General features: G+C 73.7%; 16 protein-coding genes. 8 read left to right on the top strand and 8 right to left on the bottom strand.

Going from position 1 to position 16,383, the window contains the following annotated elements; translation table 11 throughout:
* Window positions 1-20 precede the first annotated feature (20 nt).
* On the bottom strand, window positions 21-512 hold the full coding sequence (locus ES689_RS10365) for a hypothetical protein (RefSeq protein ID WP_146903933.1): 492 nt from the start codon (window positions 510-512) through the stop codon (window positions 21-23).
* Window positions 512-1,852, bottom strand: coding sequence for a molybdopterin-dependent oxidoreductase (locus tag ES689_RS10360; RefSeq protein WP_146903931.1), 1,341 nt, complete (start codon window positions 1,850-1,852; stop codon window positions 512-514). The genes ES689_RS10365 and ES689_RS10360 overlap by 1 nt, the downstream gene beginning before the upstream one ends.
* A gap of 69 nt (window positions 1,853-1,921) precedes the next feature.
* Here ES689_RS10360 and ES689_RS10355 point away from each other — a divergent pair, with 69 nt between their 5' ends.
* The 7 genes from ES689_RS10355 (at window position 1,922) to ES689_RS10325 (ending at window position 8,358) form a co-directional block, all read left to right on the top strand.
* Window positions 1,922-3,376, top strand: coding sequence for a glycosyltransferase 87 family protein (locus tag ES689_RS10355; protein ID WP_223269533.1), 1,455 nt, complete (start codon window positions 1,922-1,924; stop codon window positions 3,374-3,376).
* Window positions 3,377-3,413: 37 nt separating this feature from the next.
* The gene (locus ES689_RS10350; protein ID WP_146903928.1) at window positions 3,414-3,890 is read left to right on the top strand and encodes a molybdopterin-binding protein; all 477 of its coding nucleotides are present in this window, start codon (window positions 3,414-3,416) and stop codon (window positions 3,888-3,890) included.
* Window positions 3,887-4,738, top strand: coding sequence for a molybdate ABC transporter substrate-binding protein (gene modA, locus ES689_RS10345; RefSeq protein WP_223269532.1), 852 nt, complete (start codon window positions 3,887-3,889; stop codon window positions 4,736-4,738). Before ES689_RS10350 ends, modA begins: the two co-directional genes overlap by 4 nt.
* A gap of 10 nt (window positions 4,739-4,748) precedes the next feature.
* Window positions 4,749-5,621, top strand: coding sequence for an ABC transporter permease (locus ES689_RS10340; RefSeq protein ID WP_223269531.1), 873 nt, complete (start codon window positions 4,749-4,751; stop codon window positions 5,619-5,621).
* Window positions 5,618-6,802, top strand: coding sequence for a sulfate/molybdate ABC transporter ATP-binding protein (locus tag ES689_RS10335; RefSeq protein ID WP_146903925.1), 1,185 nt, complete (start codon window positions 5,618-5,620; stop codon window positions 6,800-6,802). Before ES689_RS10340 ends, ES689_RS10335 begins: the two co-directional genes overlap by 4 nt.
* Window positions 6,803-6,973: 171 nt before the next feature.
* The gene (gene moaA, locus ES689_RS10330; protein WP_146903922.1) at window positions 6,974-8,086 is read left to right on the top strand and encodes a GTP 3',8-cyclase MoaA; all 1,113 of its coding nucleotides are present in this window, start codon (window positions 6,974-6,976) and stop codon (window positions 8,084-8,086) included.
* Window positions 8,087-8,088: 2 nt separating this feature from the next.
* Window positions 8,089-8,358, top strand: a complete 270-nt coding sequence (locus tag ES689_RS10325) for a MoaD/ThiS family protein (RefSeq protein WP_223269530.1) — start codon at window positions 8,089-8,091, stop codon at window positions 8,356-8,358.
* Window positions 8,359-8,382: 24 nt separating this feature from the next.
* On the opposite strand, the gene ES689_RS10320 is transcribed toward ES689_RS10325, so the two are convergent.
* Window positions 8,383-9,645 carry a ThiF family adenylyltransferase gene (locus ES689_RS10320; RefSeq protein WP_146903919.1) on the bottom strand — a complete coding sequence of 421 codons (1,263 nt, stop codon included), beginning with the start codon at window positions 9,643-9,645 and terminating at the stop codon, window positions 8,383-8,385.
* On the opposite strand from ES689_RS10320, the gene ES689_RS10315 reads away from it, so the two are divergent.
* Window positions 9,644-11,335, top strand: coding sequence for a hypothetical protein (locus ES689_RS10315; RefSeq protein ID WP_146903916.1), 1,692 nt, complete (start codon window positions 9,644-9,646; stop codon window positions 11,333-11,335). The genes ES689_RS10320 and ES689_RS10315 overlap by 2 nt on opposite strands.
* Window positions 11,336-11,427: 92 nt before the next feature.
* Here ES689_RS10315 and ES689_RS10310 read toward each other — a convergent pair whose 3' ends face one another.
* From ES689_RS10310 to metG, 5 genes are read right to left on the bottom strand one after another with little or no spacing between them, the layout of a single operon-like run.
* Complete coding sequence (locus tag ES689_RS10310) at window positions 11,428-12,366, bottom strand: 4-(cytidine 5'-diphospho)-2-C-methyl-D-erythritol kinase (protein WP_146903913.1); 939 nt, start codon at window positions 12,364-12,366, stop codon at window positions 11,428-11,430.
* Between the two features lie 13 nt (window positions 12,367-12,379).
* Window positions 12,380-12,946 (bottom strand): hypothetical protein, encoded by a 567-nt coding sequence (locus ES689_RS10305; RefSeq protein WP_146903910.1) that lies wholly within the window; start codon window positions 12,944-12,946, stop codon window positions 12,380-12,382.
* A 43-nt stretch (window positions 12,947-12,989) separates the two neighbouring features.
* Window positions 12,990-13,829 (bottom strand): 16S rRNA (adenine(1518)-N(6)/adenine(1519)-N(6))-dimethyltransferase RsmA, encoded by an 840-nt coding sequence (gene rsmA / locus ES689_RS10300; RefSeq protein ID WP_146903907.1) that lies wholly within the window; start codon window positions 13,827-13,829, stop codon window positions 12,990-12,992.
* Complete coding sequence (locus tag ES689_RS10295; protein ID WP_146903904.1) at window positions 13,829-14,785, bottom strand: TatD family hydrolase; 957 nt, start codon at window positions 14,783-14,785, stop codon at window positions 13,829-13,831. The genes rsmA and ES689_RS10295 overlap by 1 nt, the downstream gene beginning before the upstream one ends.
* Window positions 14,782-16,350, bottom strand: a complete 1,569-nt coding sequence (gene metG / locus ES689_RS10290) for a methionine--tRNA ligase (RefSeq protein ID WP_146903901.1) — start codon at window positions 16,348-16,350, stop codon at window positions 14,782-14,784. The genes ES689_RS10295 and metG overlap by 4 nt, the downstream gene beginning before the upstream one ends.
* Window positions 16,351-16,383 lie beyond the last annotated feature (33 nt).

The raw sequence follows: 16,383 nt of genomic DNA, 5'->3' as shown, positions 1-16,383 counted from the left end.
GGCGCGCCAGGACGTGCGCGTCAGGCCGCGCAGCGCGCCTCGCGACGGCGGGCGAGCACGGTCCAGCCGACGACGGCCAGCGCCGTCAGCACGGCCACGACGAGCCACGCGACCGCCAGCCGGGCGCCGTAGTCGAAGGGCAGCACGGTGTCGTTCTTCGGCCCTCGCGCCTTCGCGATGATCTCGGGCACGACGACCAGGGTCAGCACGACCCCGAGGACGACCCCGACCTGCAGGATCGCGACCACGGCGGCGGAGATGCGGCGTCCCGTCCGCCCGACGAGCAGCGCCGCTCCGGCCACGACCGGGGCGATGATCGCGTCGTGGGCGATCACGGAGCCGATCAGCCAGACGAGCAAGCCGCCGTAGCGCGTCGGCGACACCGTCTCGGTGAGCACCCAGCCGCCGAGGCCGATCAGGGCGACCCCGACGACGACGAGGACGGCACGGGCGACGCGCACGCCGCGGCCTGTCGAGGCGGGGACGGCGGGGACGGCCGACGAGCGCGTCATCAGATCACCTCGATCAGGCTGAGCCACTTGGTCTGCAGGACGCCGGGACGCCCGGGGGCGATCATCCGGGCAGGGTAGCCGTGCTCGATGTCGAGCCGGCCGCCGTTGACCTCGAGGGCGACGAGCGTGGCGGGGTCGGTGGCGTACTCGGGGCCCATCAGCATGACGCGGTAGCCGCCCTTCTCCTCGAGGCTGGTGACGCGGAGGGACCGGTCGGACGGCGCCCCCACCAGCGCCATGAGCTCGACGAGCCGCGGACCACGCCAGCGCGCGGTCTGGCTCCAGCCCTCGACGCACGAGATCGGGAGGCGCTCGTCGCCCTGGGCCATCGCCTCCAGGTCGGCGGCGGTGAAGGCCATCGTGCGTTCGCCGTGGGCGATCGTGAGGGTCCAGTCGGGGTCCATGGCGGTCTCGAGCACCTTGGCGGCCGAGGCGGTGCGGTTCACCGGCAGGTCGTTCGGGCCGATGCCGCGCTGGCGGGGACCGAAGGCGTTGAGCGGCTCCAGCGGCGTGAAGGACTGGCCGGCGGTGAGCGCGACGACGCCGACGGTCGAGGCGCCGATCGCGACGAAGAAGCCCCGGCGCGACACGCGGCTGCGGGCCGGGTCTCGCTCGGGCTCGCGGGCGTCGTCGATCCAGCGCGTCACGCGGCCGACCAGCCCGCGGGGCTGAGCGGCTGCGGGCCCCGCGTCGCCGTGCTCACCGACGCCCGTCGGCGCGGCGTCGCGGCGCATCCGTGCGAGCTCGCGGACTGCCTCGTGCTCTGCCCGCGCAGGGTCGAGCTCGCCCGACGGCTCGACGAACCGGCCCTCGGCGTCGTAGCTGTCGCGGGCCCGCCAGTAGCGCGTGATCAGCGGGAGCTTCACCGCGATGTGGACGGCGAGGGAGCCGATGATCACGAAGGACAGGGCGAAGTGCACCTGCTTGAACGGGAACGGCCAGGGGTACCACTGGTAGGTGTTCAGCAGGCCGGTGACGAGCTGCAGCACCGACGTCGAGATGAACAGGGCGATGGAGGCGCGCTCGAGCACCTGCACCGGGTGCCGCACCGGAGGGTGCTGGAACAGCTGCGGGAACACGGCGTGCAGCTTGCCGAGCAGCAGGGGGATCGACGCGATGCCGGCCGTGATGTGGATGCCCTGCGTCACCTGGTAGAGCCAGACGGGCGAGGTGGGGAACCGCATCCACGATGCGGGCTCCTGCAGGAAGTGGCTGTACAGGCCGGTCAGCAGGCAGATCAGGAACGCGGCGGCGAGCAGCCGGCCGAGGACGGTCGCCGAGCGGGCGTTGCGGGTCGGCGACGAGGCGGCCGTGCGGAGCGTGAGCAGCAGCTGTCTCATGTCGGCCATCATTTCACATATCTGGTGCGTGGTCCTGGTTCCCAGGCGGTCGTCGACCAGACTGGACAGGTGCGTACTCTATTCGCGGCCGTCGCCGTCACCGGATTGGCGGCGTCCGTGGCGTGGGGCGTTCTCGAGCTGGGATTCCTGCGGGAGGAGCTCCGCGCCTCCTACGTGGTGTGGACCGCGGTGTGCTGGGCCTTCTTCGTCGTGGCCCTGCTGCTGCTGCGCCGGGTGCCCGCCCGGGCGGTCACGGCGCTCGTGCTCGCGGGCACGGCCCTCGTCGGCGGTGCGGCCCTCGTCGGCGACCCGAACACGAGCACCGACCCGGCCCGCTACGCCTGGGACGGCATCGTCCAGGTGAACGGCGTCTCGCCGTACGCGCACACCCCCGACTCGGGCGAGCTGCGCGACCTGCGCCCCGACTGGATCTTCCCGGAGTCGGCGCCCTTCACCCGGGACGACGGCACGATCGGCGAGCGGTGCAGCCAGCCCGACCGGCAGATCCACCGCGCCTACGACACCGAGACGGGCGACGTCGTCTGCACGGCGATCAACCGCCCGGAGGTCCCGACGATCTACCCGCCCGCGGCCGAGCTGTACTTCGCGGGCGTGCGGGCCCTCGTGGGCCCCGAGGTCGGTTTCTTCCCGCTCCAGCTCACCGGCGCGCTGCTCGTGTTCGGCACGACCGTCGCGCTCGTCGTCACCCTCCGCCGCCGCGGCCTCGACCCGCGCTGGGCCGCTCTCTGGGGCTGGTGCCCGCTCGTCGTCGGCGAGGGGATCACCAACTCGCACGTCGACCTGCTGGGGGCCGTGCTCGTCGTCGCGGCCACGCTGCTCGTCGCGACCGGCCGTCGCTGGCGGGGCGGCATCGCGCTTGGCGCCGCCGTCGCGACCAAGCTCATCCCGGCGATCGCCGCCCCCGCCCTGCTGCGTCGTCAGCCGGCGAAGGTCGTCGTCGCCTCGATCGTCACGTTCGCCCTGCTCTACGTGCCGTACGTCGCCACGACCGGCTGGCAGGTGCTCGGCTACCTGCCCGGCTACCTCACGGAGGAGGGCTACGAGGACGGCTCGCGCTTCGTCTTCATGTCCGCCTTCCTGCCCGACGCCTGGACGACGCCGGTCGTCGCCCTGCTGCTCGCCGTGACGGCCGCCCTCGTCTGGGTGAAGACCCCGGTCGACAGCCCCTGGCTCGGCCAGCTCGTGATGATCGGCGTCGTGCTCGTCGCCGTCAGCCCGCGCTACCCCTGGTACGCCCTGCTGCTCGTGCCGTTCGTCGCACTGACGGGTCGGTGGGAGTGGCTGGCGATCCCGCTCGCCCTGCTCGTGCGACAGCTGGAGCCGTACATGGCCCTGCAGCGGGCGTCGCTGGCGACGGCGGTGCTCGTGATCCTGCTCGTGTCGATCTGGCGGGCGGGGCCGGGGTGGTCCGAGCGGCTGGGGGACGTCGTCGTGGCCGACGTGCGTCGGGTGCGGCGCATCGTCGGCCGTAGACCCGCACGTACGGCGGCGACCGTCGACTGAGGCCGCACGCGCGGCACCGGGCCGCTAGGCTCGACGCATGCCAGAGACCCTGTACCGCGTCAGCGAGGCCGCCGCGCTGGTCGGCGTCTCGGACGACACCGTCCGCCGCTGGGCCGACGCCGGGCGGCTCGAGCTCGTGCCCGGCCCCGGCGGACGCCTCGCCGTCGTCGGCTCGGAGCTGGCACGCGTCGCGAGCGAGCAGGCGGCGCTCGCCGCACCTCCTCGTCCTGCGACGGGAGGCGACACCTCGGGCTCCGTGGCGAGCGAGCGCAACCGGTTCACGGGCATCGTCACGGCGATCGTCCGGGACACGGTCATGGCGCAGGTCGACGTGCAGGCCGGGCCGTTCAGGGTCGTGTCGCTGATCAGCCGGGAGGCGGCCGACGAGCTGGGACTGGAGGTCGGCAGCCCCGTGGTCGCGAGCGCCAAGGCGACGAACGTGAGCGTGACGCTCGGGCGGCTGGGCGCGACAGCGCCCGCGCCCGCCGAGGCCGAGAGCGAGACCGCTCGATGACTCCTGCACGCCGCACCCGCGCCTCCTCGGCCCGCATGCCCTCCGCCCGCGTGCTCCTCGCCCTCGCCGCCGGCGCTGCCGCGCTGCTCGTGCTGAGCGCCTGCTCCTCCCGGGGCGCCGCCGACGACCCGACCGCCTCGGGCCCCCCCGTCGCGAGGCCCGCCGCCGCGCCGACCGGCGACATCACGGTGCTGGCCGCCGCCTCCCTCACGGAGACCTTCGACGCCCTCGCCGCCGACTTCGAGGCCGCGAACCCCGGCACCATCGTCACCGTCAGCTACGGCGGAAGCTCGGCACTCGCCCAGCAGATCGTCGCCGGGTCGCCCGTCGACGACTTCTTCAGCGCCAGCGCCGCCACCATGCAGACCGTGACCGACGCGGGCCTCGCCGAGGGCGAGCCCGCCACGTTCGCGCGCAACGCGCTCGAGATCGCCGTGCCCGCCGGCAACCCCGGCGGCGTGACCTCGCTGGCCGACCTCGCCTCGCCCGACGTGAAGGTAGCGCTGTGCGCGGCCGAGGTGCCCTGCGGGGCCCTGGCCACGACCGTGCTCGAGGCAGAGGGGGTGGCCGTCACCCCGGCGACGCTCGAGCCGGACGTGAAGAGCGCCCTCACGAAGGTCGAGCTCGGCGAGGTCGACGCGGCGCTCGTGTACGAGACCGACGTCGCGGCGGCCGGCGACTCGGTCGAGGGGATCGAGGTGGGCGACGCCTCGACCCCGACCACCTCGTACCTCGCCGCCCGCCTCGTCGACGCCCCGAACCCGGACCTGGCAGAGGCGTTCCTCACGTTCGTGCTGTCGTCGACCGGCCAGGACGCGCTCGCCGACGCCGGCTTCAGGATCGGCTGACCTGGGCGCCGTGGTCCTTCCTCCCCACCAGCGTGACCGCCGGCTGCTGCCTGATCGGCGCCTCCCGCGTGATCGACGTCAGCGGCGCGACCGGCGCCTGCCCGTCGCCGTCCTCGTGCCGGCGCTCGTCGGGCTGGCGCTGCTCGTCCTCCCCGCCGTCGCGCTGCTCGTCCGGGCCCCGTGGTCGACCCTCGGCCAGCGGCTGGCGAGCGAGACGGTGCTCGACGCCCTGCGGGTGTCGGTCACGAGCGCGCTGCTCGCCACCGCGATCAGCCTGCTGCTGGGCGTGCCCCTGGCGTGGCTGCTGACGGCCAGCGACGCCTGGCCTGCGGTCTGGCGACGCCTCCTGCGAGCCGTCGTGACCGTGCCGCTCGTGCTGCCGCCCGTCGTCGGCGGCATCGCGCTGCTCTACCTGCTAGGGCGCAACGGACTGCTCGGCCGTCCGCTCGACGCGGCCCTCGGCGTGACGATCCCGTTCACGCTCGCGGCCGTCGTGATCGCGCAGACGTTCGTCGCGATGCCGTTCCTGGTGCTCAGCGTCGAGGGGGCGCTGCGCGGTGTCGACCGTGGGCTCGACGACGCCGCCGCCTCGCTCGGGGCGTCGCGCTGGTACGCGTTCCGGCGGGTGACGGTCCCCCTGGTCGCCCCCGGCGTCACCGCGGGAGCCGTGCTCTGCTTCGCCAGGGCCCTCGGCGAGTTCGGGGCGACGATCACGTTCGCCGGGACCTTCCCGGGACGGACGCAGACCCTCCCGACGAGCGTCTACCTGGCACAGCAGAGCGACCCCGAGAGCGCCGTGGCCATCTCGTTGCTGCTGCTGGCGGTCGGGGTCGGGGTCCTGTTGCTGCTGCGCGACCGCTGGCTGACGACGGGGCCGCGATGAGCGACGGCGGGCTGAGCGGGGGCGGGCTGAGCGGGGGCGGGCTGAGCGCTCGTCTCCGCGTGGCGCGCGGCTCGTTCAGGCTCGAGCTCGACCTCGACGTCGCCCCGGGCGAGGTCGTCGCCCTGCTCGGCCCGAACGGCGCGGGCAAGTCGTCGGCGCTCGGGGCACTCGCCGGGCTGCTGCCCGCTGACGGGTCGCGGGTCGTCCTCGACGGACGCCTGCTGGACGGGCCAGGTCCAGACGACGGGCCGGCCGCCCGGGTCACCGCCCGCGACCGTCGTGTCGGCACCGTCTTCCAGGACCACCGCCTGTTCCCCCACCTCAGCGCCCTCGAGAACGTCGCCTTCGGTCCCCGCAGCAGGGGGGGCCCGGCCCGCGCGGCCCGCGAGCTGGCACTGGCCGAGCTGCGCAGGGTCGGCCTCGGCGACCTCGCGGGACGGCGTCCTTCCGAGCTCTCCGGCGGCCAGTCGCAGCGGGTGGCGGTGGCGCGCGCGCTGGCGGCCGACCCGCGCCTCCTGCTGCTCGACGAGCCGCTGGCGGCCCTGGACGCCGAACAGCGCCCGGCCCTGCGCGCGGCGCTCGCCGACGTGCTGCAGGAGGTGCGGGTCGCGACGCTGCTCGTCACCCACGACCCCGTGGACGCGGTCGCCCTCGCCGACCGCGTGGTCGTGCTCGAGGGCGGCGTCGTGGTGCAGCGCGGGACGCCGACCGAGGTGCTCACCGACCCGCACACCTCGTACGTCGCCTCGTTGACGGGGGCCACGGTCTGGACGCCCGTCGAGTCGTCGGCGACGGGCCGCGGAGCTCGCGCCTCGCTTACGGGCGGGCTCACCGTGTCGTCGACTCGGCCGCTCGCGCACGGGCCCGCGCGCGTGTCGGTGCCGATCGAGGCGGTGTCGCTGGTGCGCCTCGACGAGCCGGCCGCGCCTCCCGGGCCCGCGGTCGGGTCCCGACCTCGGAGCGGCGCCGTGCCCGCAGGAGGCGCGGCACCCGTCCCAGTCCCGGCGCGCGTGGTGAGCGTCGAGCAGCGCCTCTCCCGGCTGGCCGTGACCGTCGTCACCGACCAGGGGTCGCTCTCGGCCGTGGCCGAGCTGCCCCTCGCGACCGCCGACGGCGCCCGGCTCCGGCGCGGCGAGCGGGTCGGGCTGCTGCTCGACCCGGAGCGCGTCACGATCGCGTGAGCGTGAGCGTGAGCGTGAGCGTGAGCGTGAGCGTGGGCCCACCGGGCCCGCACGGTGCGATGCACCCCGGAGTGGACGATGCACCCCGACACGACGGGGTGCATCGTCCACTCCGGAGTGCATGACGGCCGCCGGCCAGCGGCGCACAGCGACGTCGCCTACTCTCAGGGGATGACGGTCTCGCTCGGTCTGCCCACGATCCCCCGGCGGATCGCCGCGGGCGACGCAGCAGCCCCGGGCGCCGCGCTGCCGGCTCGCCCCGGCTCCGACGCGGCTCCCGGCCTGCTCGACCGCTTCGGCCGCACGGCCACCGACCTGCGCGTGTCGCTGACCGATCGCTGCAACCTGCGCTGCACCTACTGCATGCCGGCCGACGGCCTGCCCTGGCTGCCGAAGGACCAGGCCCTCAGCGCCGACGAGATCGTGCGGCTGGTGAGCATCGGGGTGCGCGACCTCGGCGTCCGCCAGGTGCGGTTCACCGGGGGCGAGCCGCTGCTGCGCGCCGACCTCGTCGACATCGTGCGACGCGTCGCCGCACTCGAGCCGAGGCCCGACATCTCGCTCACGACGAACGCGATCGGCCTCGCGCAGCGTGCTCGCGCCCTGGCCGACGCCGGGCTCGACCGCATCAACGTGTCGCTCGACTCGCTGCACGCCGAGACCTTCGAGACGCTGACCCGCCGTCCGTTCCTCGACAAGGTCCTGGCCGGCGTCGACGCAGCGGCGGCCGCGGGCCTGACCCCGATCAAGATCAACGCGGTGCTGCTGCCCGGGGTCAACGACCACGAGGCGGCCGACCTGCTGGCCTGGTCGCTCGACCGCGGGCACGAGCTGCGCTTCATCGAGCAGATGCCGCTCGACGCGGACCGGACCTGGCACCGCGCGTCCTTCGTGACGGCCGACGACATCCGGGGCCGTCTCGCCGAGCGGTTCGCGCTGAGCCCCCACGCCGCCCCGCGCGACGGTGCGCCCGCCGAGCGGTTCGACGCGGTCGGCCTCGGCGCGGAGGCCCACCTCGTCGGCACCGTCGGCATCATCGCGTCGGTCAGCGAGCCGTTCTGCGGCGACTGCCGCCGCACCCGCCTGACCGCCGAGGGAGGCGTCCGCAGCTGCCTCTTCGGCGACGCCGAGACGGGTCTCCGCGACCCGCTGCGCGCGGGGGCGAGCGACGTCGAGCTCGCCGACCTCTGGCGTGGTGCGATGTGGACGAAGCCGGCTTCGCACGGCATCGACCGCGACGACTTCGTCCAGCCCGTCCGCACCATGAGCGCCATCGGAGGCTGACCGTGACCCGAGCGACCCTGAGGTTCTTCGCCGCCGCGCGCGCGGCAGTCGGCCGTGACGAGCAGGTCGTCGAGGTGCCCGGCGACGAGGCCGCGACGCTCGGACGACTCCTGACCGAGGTGCGTCCCGTCGAGGGCACCTCGGCGGCCGACTGGCGCGACGTGCTGCTGCGCTGCTCGTTCCTCGTCGACGGGCTGACCACGCGCGATCGCGAACAGGTCGTGGCCGACGGCGACGTGGTCGACGTCATGCCGCCCTTCGCCGGCGGCTGAGCCCGGTCGCCTCAGCCGGGCTGGTCAGGGGCGTGCAGCCGAGGAGGTGCGCAGCTGCCAGCCGAGCATGCCCCCGTCGAGCACGGCCACGTCGAACCCGTCCGCGACGAGCAGCTCGGCGGCCGCCCGGGCGCGCGGGCCGCGGGCGCAGTAGGCGATGACGGGCGTGTCCGGGTCGAGCTCGGGCCTCTGACGGGTGCGGACCCCGAAGCCTGCCGCGAGCACGTCGCCCGGCAGGTGTGCGAAGTCGTGCTCGTCGGGCTCCCGCACGTCGAGCAGGGTGAACGCCGCCTCACCCGCATCGCGTGCGGCGAGCAGGTCGGCGAGCTCCTCGGCGGAGACGTCCGGGCTGCGGGTGCCGAGGGGCCGGGTCGCGACGGACTCGCCGGAACCGGCCCGCGCCTCCTCGTCGGCCTCGCCGGGTGCGCTGGCCGCACCAGACGCCGATGCTCCTCGCGCGCGGCTCGGCTCAGCACGTGCCACGGCACGCGCAGCAGCCCGGTGCGGAGCGCGTCGGAGGCGGCTCTCCCGCCAGGAGGCGGTGCCCGCGTCGATCGTCACGACGCGGCCGAGCAGCGGCTCGCCGACGCCCGTGACGAGCTTGACGACCTCGCTGGCCATGACCGAGCCGACGGTGCCGCAGAGCGGCCCGAGCACGCCGACGTCGGCGCAGGACTCGTCCCAGCCGCCGGCCGGCGGCGACGGGTGCAGGTCGCGGTAGTCGACGTCACGGCCGTCGGGGGCGGCGTCCCAGAAGACGCTGACCTGGCCGTCGAGCCGAGCGACGCTGCCCCAGACGACGGGCAGTCCCCTGGCTGCGGCCTCGTCGGCGACGACGTAGCAGGTGTCGAACGAGTCGCTGCCGTCGACGACGAGGTCGTACCCGTCGAGGATGGCCGCGGTCTCGGCCGTCAGCCGGACGGGGTGCACGACGACCTGCGTGTGGGGGGCGGTCGCCCGCACGCGCTCGGCGGCGATCCGCGCCTTCGGCAGGCCCACGTCCCCAGGTGCGAAGAGCACCTGACGCTGTAGGTTCGACCGGTCGACGACGTCGTCGTCGACCACTCCCAGCGTCCCCACACCCGAGGCTGCGAGATATTGGACAGCCGGAGATCCCAGACCGCCGGCGCCGACGACCAGCACGCGAGCCGCGCGCAGTCGGGCCTGGGCCTCGAGGCCGAAGCCCGGCAGCCGCACGGTGCGCGACCAGCGCTCGTCGGTCTCGTCAGCGGCTTCCGGCCTCGTCGAGGCCGACGCGACCGAGACGAGAGGGGGCAGTGACGACATGGCAGACCTCCGGAGAACGGCCGCGGACGACACGACCCCGCCCACAGTAACCCGCGCCCCGGACGGCGAGCAGCCGCCGACGCGCTCGTCGCTCGCGCGCCTCCTCGGCCGCCGCCATGCCGACGCGGTGCTGATCGGCGTGCTGGCCACGCTCGTCTCCGGCGCCTTCCTCTGGGTGCCCTCGGTCTGGTACGACGAGGCCGCGACGGTCGTCTCCGCCACGCGCACCTGGGGCCAGCTCTGGGCGATGGTCCACACCGTCGACCTCGTGCACGCCGCGTACTACGCGTTCATGCACCTGTGGTTCGACGTGTTCCCGTACTCGCCGACCTCGCTGCGGGTGCCGAGCGCCCTCGCCACGGGCGTCGCGGCCGGCCTCACGGTGTCGCTGACCCGCATCCTCGTGAACCGCCGCACCGCGGTCGTCGCGGGGCTGGTCTTCGTGCTCCTGCCACGCGTCACGTGGATGGGCGGCGAGGGCCGTTCGTACGCCCTCTCGGCGCTCTTCGCCGTCGCGCTCACGCTCGTGCTCGTCGTGGCCGCCCGACGCACCGCCGAGGACGGCCACGCCCGCACCCGCCGGTCGATCACGCTCTGGTGGGTCGGCTACGCCGTGCTCGCCGTCGTGGCCTGCGCGTTCTTCCTCTACGTCGCCCTGCTCGTCGTCGGCCACGCCCTCACCATGCTCGTCCGGGTGCTGCGCGACCGCCACGACCACGCCGCCGAGCGCGCGGCCGTCGACGAGTGGGCGCGCACCGGTGCCGTCGCCGTCGTGCCGGAACAGGGCGCCCCCTCGGTCCGGTCGTCTCGCCGGGCCCTGCTCGGCTGGTTCGCCGGCGCCGGGGTCGCCGGTCTCGCGAGCCTGCCGCTGGCCTGGTTCATCGCCTCGCAGAACAGCCAGGTCAGCTGGATCGAGCGACCGAGCTTCAGCACGCTCCGCGGCGTCCTCGTCACGCAGTGGTTCCAGGGCAACGAGAACTTCGCCGTGTTCGGGCTCGTCTGCGCCGGCGCGACGCTCGTCGTGCTCTCGCTCCGCCTCGTGCCCGCCGCCCGCGGCTTCGCCGAGGTGGTGCTGCCGTGGATGGTCGTGCCGACCGTCGGCCTCGTGGGCGTGTCCCTGGTCGTCGATCCGCTCTACTCGCCGCGCTACCTCACCTTCGGCACCCCCGCGATCGCGATGACGATGGCCGTCGCCGTCGCGGCGATCCCGTGGCGTCGCGTGATCGCGCTCGTGCTGCTCGTCGCCGTCGTGCTCACCGCGCCGACCTACGTGGAGCAGCGCCAGCCCGAGGCGAAGGACTCGTCCGCCTGGGACCAGGTGGCCGACCTCGTCGCGGGCGAACGCGCGACCGAGGCGCCCGGCACCCGCGAGGGGGTCGTCTTCGGTCCCGTCCGGCGTCACCCGAAGGCGACGTCGCGGATCATCCAGGACACCTACCCCGACGCCTTCCGCGGCATGTCCGACTTCACCCTCGAGACCCCCGGCTACGAGACCGACGGCCTCTGGGAGACCCAGCACCCGCTCGGCGACGTGCTCGACCGCACCGACGACCTCGACGTCGTCTGGCTGATCACCAGCGACAAGCAGGACTGGCGGCCGCGCGTCACCGAGCAGCTCGGCTCGGTCGGCTTCACGCTCGACCAGGAGTGGGGCCTCACCCGCACGAACGTGCTCAAGTTCACGCGCTGACGCTCGCCGACCCGAGGAGGCGCGGGGCGGCCGTGCGGAGCTGGCCGCGCTCCCGAGGGCGCGAGCGGCGAACGGTGCCGCGCCCGCGCCTCCTAGTCGGTGATGACCCGGGCGCCGTGCACCGGCCCCGTCGCCCGGACGACGGTGAGGCGGGCCGCGCTCAGCGCGATCTGCAGCTCGAGGGCCCCGTCGAGGTCGGGTGTCAGGAAGGCGACGGTCGGCCCGGACCCCGACACGATGCCGGCCAGGGCGCCGTTGCCCTCGCCGAGCTCGAGCACGCGGCCGAGGCCCGGCTCGAGGTGCAGGGCCGGCGCCTGGAGGTCGTTGTGCATCACGTCGGCCAGCAGCTCCGCGTCGCCGGCGCGGAGAGCCTGGAGCACGCCGGTGTCGACGACGGGCTGGCGCACGGGCGTGATGTCGCTCGAGTGGCGCAGCCGGTGCTCGTCGAGCTCGCGGTAGACGGTCGGCGTCGACAGGCCGAAGTCGGCCAGTGCCAGCACCCACTGGAACTGCCCCTTGGCCAGCGCCGGGCTGAGCTCGTCGCCGCGCCCGGTGCCGACCGCGGTGCCGCCGGCGAAGGCGAACGGCACGTCGGCGCCCAGCTCGGCCGACAGCTTGAGCAGGTCGTCTCGGCCGAGGCCCGTGCCCCAGAGCGCGTCGCAGGCCAGCAGCGTCGCGGCCGCGTCGGCCGAGCCGCCGCCCATGCCGCCCGCGACGGGCACCGCCTTCTCGATGCTGAGGTCGACGCCGCCCCGGTAGCCGGTGGTCGTCGCCAGGAGGCGCGCGGCGCGGACCGCGAGGTTGCTCTCGTCGGTCGGCACCCCCGACACGTCGACGCCGGGGCCGGCCGAGACCCGAACGGTGAAGTCGTCCGCCTTGCGGGCCCGCACGTCTTCGTAGAGCGACACCGCCTGGTAGGCCGTCGCGAGCTCGTGGTAGCCGTCGTCCTGCAGGTCGCCGACGGCGAGGAACACGTTGATCTTGCCCGGGGCACGGGTGTGGACCACGGTCGGGCCGGCCACGGAGCTCATGGTCCCAACCTAGTCAGTTCTGTCGGTCCCCCATGACCCGGAACGCCCGGGTCATGGCCTCGCGCGCGGGCTCGACGCGCTCGGGGAGCCGGAGACGGCTCTGCGTCAGGCTGACGCTGCACTTGCCGCCCGTGCCCGGCGAGACCATCAGCTGCAGGCGCACGTCGCCGTCGAGCCGCCACCGAGCCGTCGGGTGCGCCGCGGCGCGGCTCGTCGCCTCGGGCGCTCCCCCGGCGAAGTCCGCGAACCGTGTGGCGCCGAGGTCGAGCAGCTCGAGAGGCTCGCCCCGCAGGCTGCGGCTCACCGCGACCGAGAACGTGCCGTCCGGCTGCTGCCCGGGCAGCCGCATGCCGCGGGCCTGCTCGTAGCGCACGGTGATCGACTGCGCCCACCAGCCGGGCACCTCGTGCTCGTCGACGAGGAGGCGCGCGATCTGCGTGTGGGACAGCCGCGTGGCGTCCGCGGCGTCGAGCAGCGCGAACCACTGGTCGCTGCTGCGGCCCGTGCCCGAGGCCAGGCGGGCGTCGCTGATGACCGCGGGTCGCCTCCGCCGGTCGTCGTCGCTGCCCCGCGTGCTCACGTCGCCAGCCTGCCAGCGACGAGCACGCGGCGCGCCCTGCGGCTCAGCGCGTCGCGCGCGCCAGCGCCAGGAAGTCGTCCACGGTGAGCTGCTCGCCGCGCTCGGTCGGCGGCAGGCCGGCGGCGACGAGGGCGTCGGAGGCGGCGGCCGAGGAGCCGAAGACGCCGGACAGCGACTGTCGGAGCATCTTGCGGCGCTGCTGGAAGGCGGCGTCGACCAGCTCGAAGACTGCGAGGCGTTCTTCTTCGGTGCCCCGCGCCTCCTTGCGGTCGAAGGCGACGAGGATGCTGTCGACGTTCGGCACGGGCCAGAAGACCTGTCGGCTGACCTGGCCGGCCGTGGAGAACTCGCCGTACCAGGCTGCCTTGATGCTCGGCGAGCCGTAGATCTTCGAGCCTGGCTCGGCGGCGAGCCGAAGCCCGACCTCGGCCTGGACCATGACGAGGCCGCGCGTGAGGGACGGGAAGTGCTCTAGGAAGTGCAGCAGCACCGGCACGCTGATGTTGTACGGCAGGTTCGCGACGAGGTGCGTCGGAGCCGACGGGAGCTCGACCACGCGCATGGCGTCGTCGACGACCACCGACAGGTCGGCCGCGGGCTGCAGGAGGGACACCGTCGTCGGCAGCTGCGCGGCGAGGCGCTTGTCGATCTCGACGGCGACGACGTCCGCCCCGGCCTCGAGGAGGCCGAGCGTCAGCGAGCCGAGGCCCGGCCCGATCTCGACGACCGAGGTGCCGGCCGACACCCCGGACGCGGCGACGATGCGCCGCACCGTATTGGCGTCGTGGACGAAGTTCTGGCCGAGCTTCTTCGTCGGCTGGATGCCCAGCAGGTCGGCGAGGTCGCGGATCTCGGCGGGGCCGAGCAGGGTCGAGCGCGACATCAGCCCTCGACCGTCACGGGCTCGTCGGTCCACGAGCCGTAGACCAGCTCGGTGTTCGACGAGATCTGCGCCGCGAGCATCGAGACGTCGGTGCCGATGGTCTCGGCCATCGACCGGAGCGTGTGCGGGATGAGGTACGGCGCGTTGGGTCGGCCGCGGAACGGCGTCGGAGTGAGGTACGGGGCGTCGGTCTCGACCATCACGAGGTGGCGGGGCAGCTGCACGAGTGCGTCGCGGAGAGGCTGGGCGTTCTTGAACGTCACGGTGCCCGCGAACGACGCGTACCAGCCGTTCTCGGCGAGGATGCTCGCCAGCTCCGGGCCTCCGCTGAAGCAGTGGAACACGGTCCGCGCCGGGGCGCCGAGCTCGAGCAGCAGGTCGACGACGTCGTCGTGCGCGTCACGGTCGTGGATCTGCAGGGCCAGGTCGTGCTTCTTCGCGATCTCGACGTGCCGGGCGAACGACTCGAGCTGCGCGTCGCGTCCCTCGGCGCCCGTGCGGAAGAAGTCGAGCCCCGTCTCGCCGACGGCGCGGACGCGCGGACGGGCAGCCAGCTCGTCGATCTCGTCGAGGGCGTCGGCGAGCTCGCCGCGGGCGGCCAGCAGCGGCGCCTCGTTGGGGTGGATCGCCACGGCGGCCAGGACTCGGGGCTCACGGGCCGCGATGTCGGCCGACCAGCGGGACGTCTCGAGGTCGGTGCCGACCTGGACGACGCCGCGAACGCCGACGCTCGACGCTCGGTCGAGGTGCTCGCGGTAGTCGAGCGCGTTCTGCCCGTCGGCGATCTCGAGGTGGGTGTGGTTGTCGTACACGGGCACGACGAGCGCCTGCGGGCTCGGCGGGTAGGTCAGGTCGCGGGTCTGCCCGCCCGACTCGGTGGAGGAGCGGTGCCGGACGTGCGTCGGTGTCGCATCGCCGCTGCGCCCGTCCCTGCTGCTGCTGCGCCCGTCGGTCATGCGGCCGGCTCGGGCTGCTCGATGCGCGGGAAGAGCCCCGCCGCGAGGGGCTGGACGGTCGGGGCGCTGGACCACTCGGCGGCACGGTCGACGGGCTGGCTGGTGAGCTCGCCCTGGCCGATCGCCTCCCACAGGGTGCGGGTCGCGGTGGGCATGAACGGCGACAGCAGCACCGTGAGGGTGCCGAGGCCACGGAGCGCGGTGGCGAGCACCGTCGCGAGGCGCTCGCGCTGGTCGTCGTGCTTGGCGAGGGCCCAGGGCTCCTGCTCGGTGATGTAGCCGTTGAGCACGTCGACGAGTTCCCAGATCGACGAGAGCGCCTCGTTGATCGCGAAGCGGTCCATCGCGCCGTCGGCGGCGGCCGTGACGCGCAGCTCGGTCTCGCGGACGGCGAGGTCGGCAGGGGTCAGCTCGCCCGCGACGGGGACGGTGCCGTCGAAGTAGCGGGTGATCATGGCGATGACGCGCGAGGCCAGGTTGCCGAAGCCGTTCGCGAGCTCGGCCTGGTAACGGGCCGAGATGTCCTCCCACGAGAAGTTGCCGTCTTGTCCGAAGGTGATGGCGCGCATGAAGTAGTAGCGGAAGGCGTCGGCGCCGAAGACGTCGGTGATCTGCTGCGGCGCGATGCCGGTCAGCTTCGACTTGGACATCTTCTCGCCGCCGACGAGCAGCCATCCGTGGCCGAAGACGGCCTTCGGGACGGGCAGGCCGGCGGCCATCAGCATGGCGGGCCAGATGACGGCGTGGAACCGCGCGATGTCCTTGCCGACGAGCTGGACGGCGGGCCACCGCCGGTCGAACTGCTCGTCGTCGACGCCGTAGCCGATCGCCGTGACGTAGTTGAGCAGCGCGTCGAACCAGACGTAGACGACGTGCTTCTCGTCCCACGGGACCTTGACGCCCCAGTCGAACGTCTGACGAGAGATCGACAGGTCGCGGAGGCCCTGCTTGACGAACTGGACGATCTCGTTGCGGACGTTCTCGGGCTGGACGAAGTCGGGCTGCGACTCGTACAGGTCGAGCAGGCGCTGCTCGAAGTCGCTCATGCGGAAGAAGTAGTTGCTCTCTTTCAGGAGCTCGACGGGCTTCGAGTGGATCGCGCAGACCTGCTCGCCCTCGAACGCCCCGGTGCCGTCGACGAGGTCGCCCGGCTGCTTGTACTCCTCACAGCCGACGCAGTAGTAGCCCTCGAACTCGCCCTGGTAGATGTAGCCGTCGTCGTGGAGCTTCTGCAGGAACCGCTGCACGCCCTTCTCGTGGCGCTCGTCGGTCGTGCGGATGAAGTCGTCGTTGCTGATGTCGACGGTCTCGAGCAGCGGCTTCCAGGACTCGGTGACGAGCTTGTCGGCCCACGCCTGCGGCGTCACGTCGTGGCTGGTCGCGGTGCGGAGGATCTTCTGGCCGTGCTCGTCCGTGCCGGTGAGCAGCCACGTGTCGTCGCCGCGCTGGCGGTGCCAGCGGGCGAGCACGTCGGCCGCGACCTCGGTGTAGGCGTGGCCGATGTGCGGCACGTCGTTGACGTAGAAGATGGGCGTTGCGATGAAGAAGGAGTCGCCGGCGGGCATGGGGACCATCTTAGGTGCGGCCGCCGACGCCGC

The sequence above is a fragment of the Frigoribacterium sp. ACAM 257 genome (assembly GCF_007954365.1).
Lineage (GTDB): Bacteria > Actinomycetota > Actinomycetes > Actinomycetales > Microbacteriaceae > Frigoribacterium.
This window is presented reverse-complemented; position numbering and strand designations above follow the sequence as displayed.

Coding starts and splice junctions, on each gene's coding strand:
- ES689_RS10365 (WP_146903933.1), bottom strand. CDS start 512: ATGACGCGCTCGTCGGCCGTCCCCGCCGTCCCCGCCTCGACAGGCCGC.
- ES689_RS10360 (WP_146903931.1), bottom strand. CDS start 1,852: ATGAGACAGCTGCTGCTCACGCTCCGCACGGCCGCCTCGTCGCCGACC.
- ES689_RS10350 (WP_146903928.1), top strand. CDS start 3,414: ATGCCAGAGACCCTGTACCGCGTCAGCGAGGCCGCCGCGCTGGTCGGC.
- modA (WP_223269532.1), top strand. CDS start 3,887: ATGACTCCTGCACGCCGCACCCGCGCCTCCTCGGCCCGCATGCCCTCC.
- ES689_RS10335 (WP_146903925.1), top strand. CDS start 5,618: ATGAGCGACGGCGGGCTGAGCGGGGGCGGGCTGAGCGGGGGCGGGCTG.
- moaA (WP_146903922.1), top strand. CDS start 6,974: ATGACGGTCTCGCTCGGTCTGCCCACGATCCCCCGGCGGATCGCCGCG.
- ES689_RS10315 (WP_146903916.1), top strand. CDS start 9,644: ATGGCAGACCTCCGGAGAACGGCCGCGGACGACACGACCCCGCCCACA.
- ES689_RS10320 (WP_146903919.1), bottom strand. CDS start 9,645: ATGTCGTCACTGCCCCCTCTCGTCTCGGTCGCGTCGGCCTCGACGAGG.
- ES689_RS10310 (WP_146903913.1), bottom strand. CDS start 12,366: ATGAGCTCCGTGGCCGGCCCGACCGTGGTCCACACCCGTGCCCCGGGC.
- rsmA (WP_146903907.1), bottom strand. CDS start 13,829: ATGTCGCGCTCGACCCTGCTCGGCCCCGCCGAGATCCGCGACCTCGCC.
- ES689_RS10295 (WP_146903904.1), bottom strand. CDS start 14,785: ATGACCGACGGGCGCAGCAGCAGCAGGGACGGGCGCAGCGGCGATGCG.
- metG (WP_146903901.1), bottom strand. CDS start 16,350: ATGCCCGCCGGCGACTCCTTCTTCATCGCAACGCCCATCTTCTACGTC.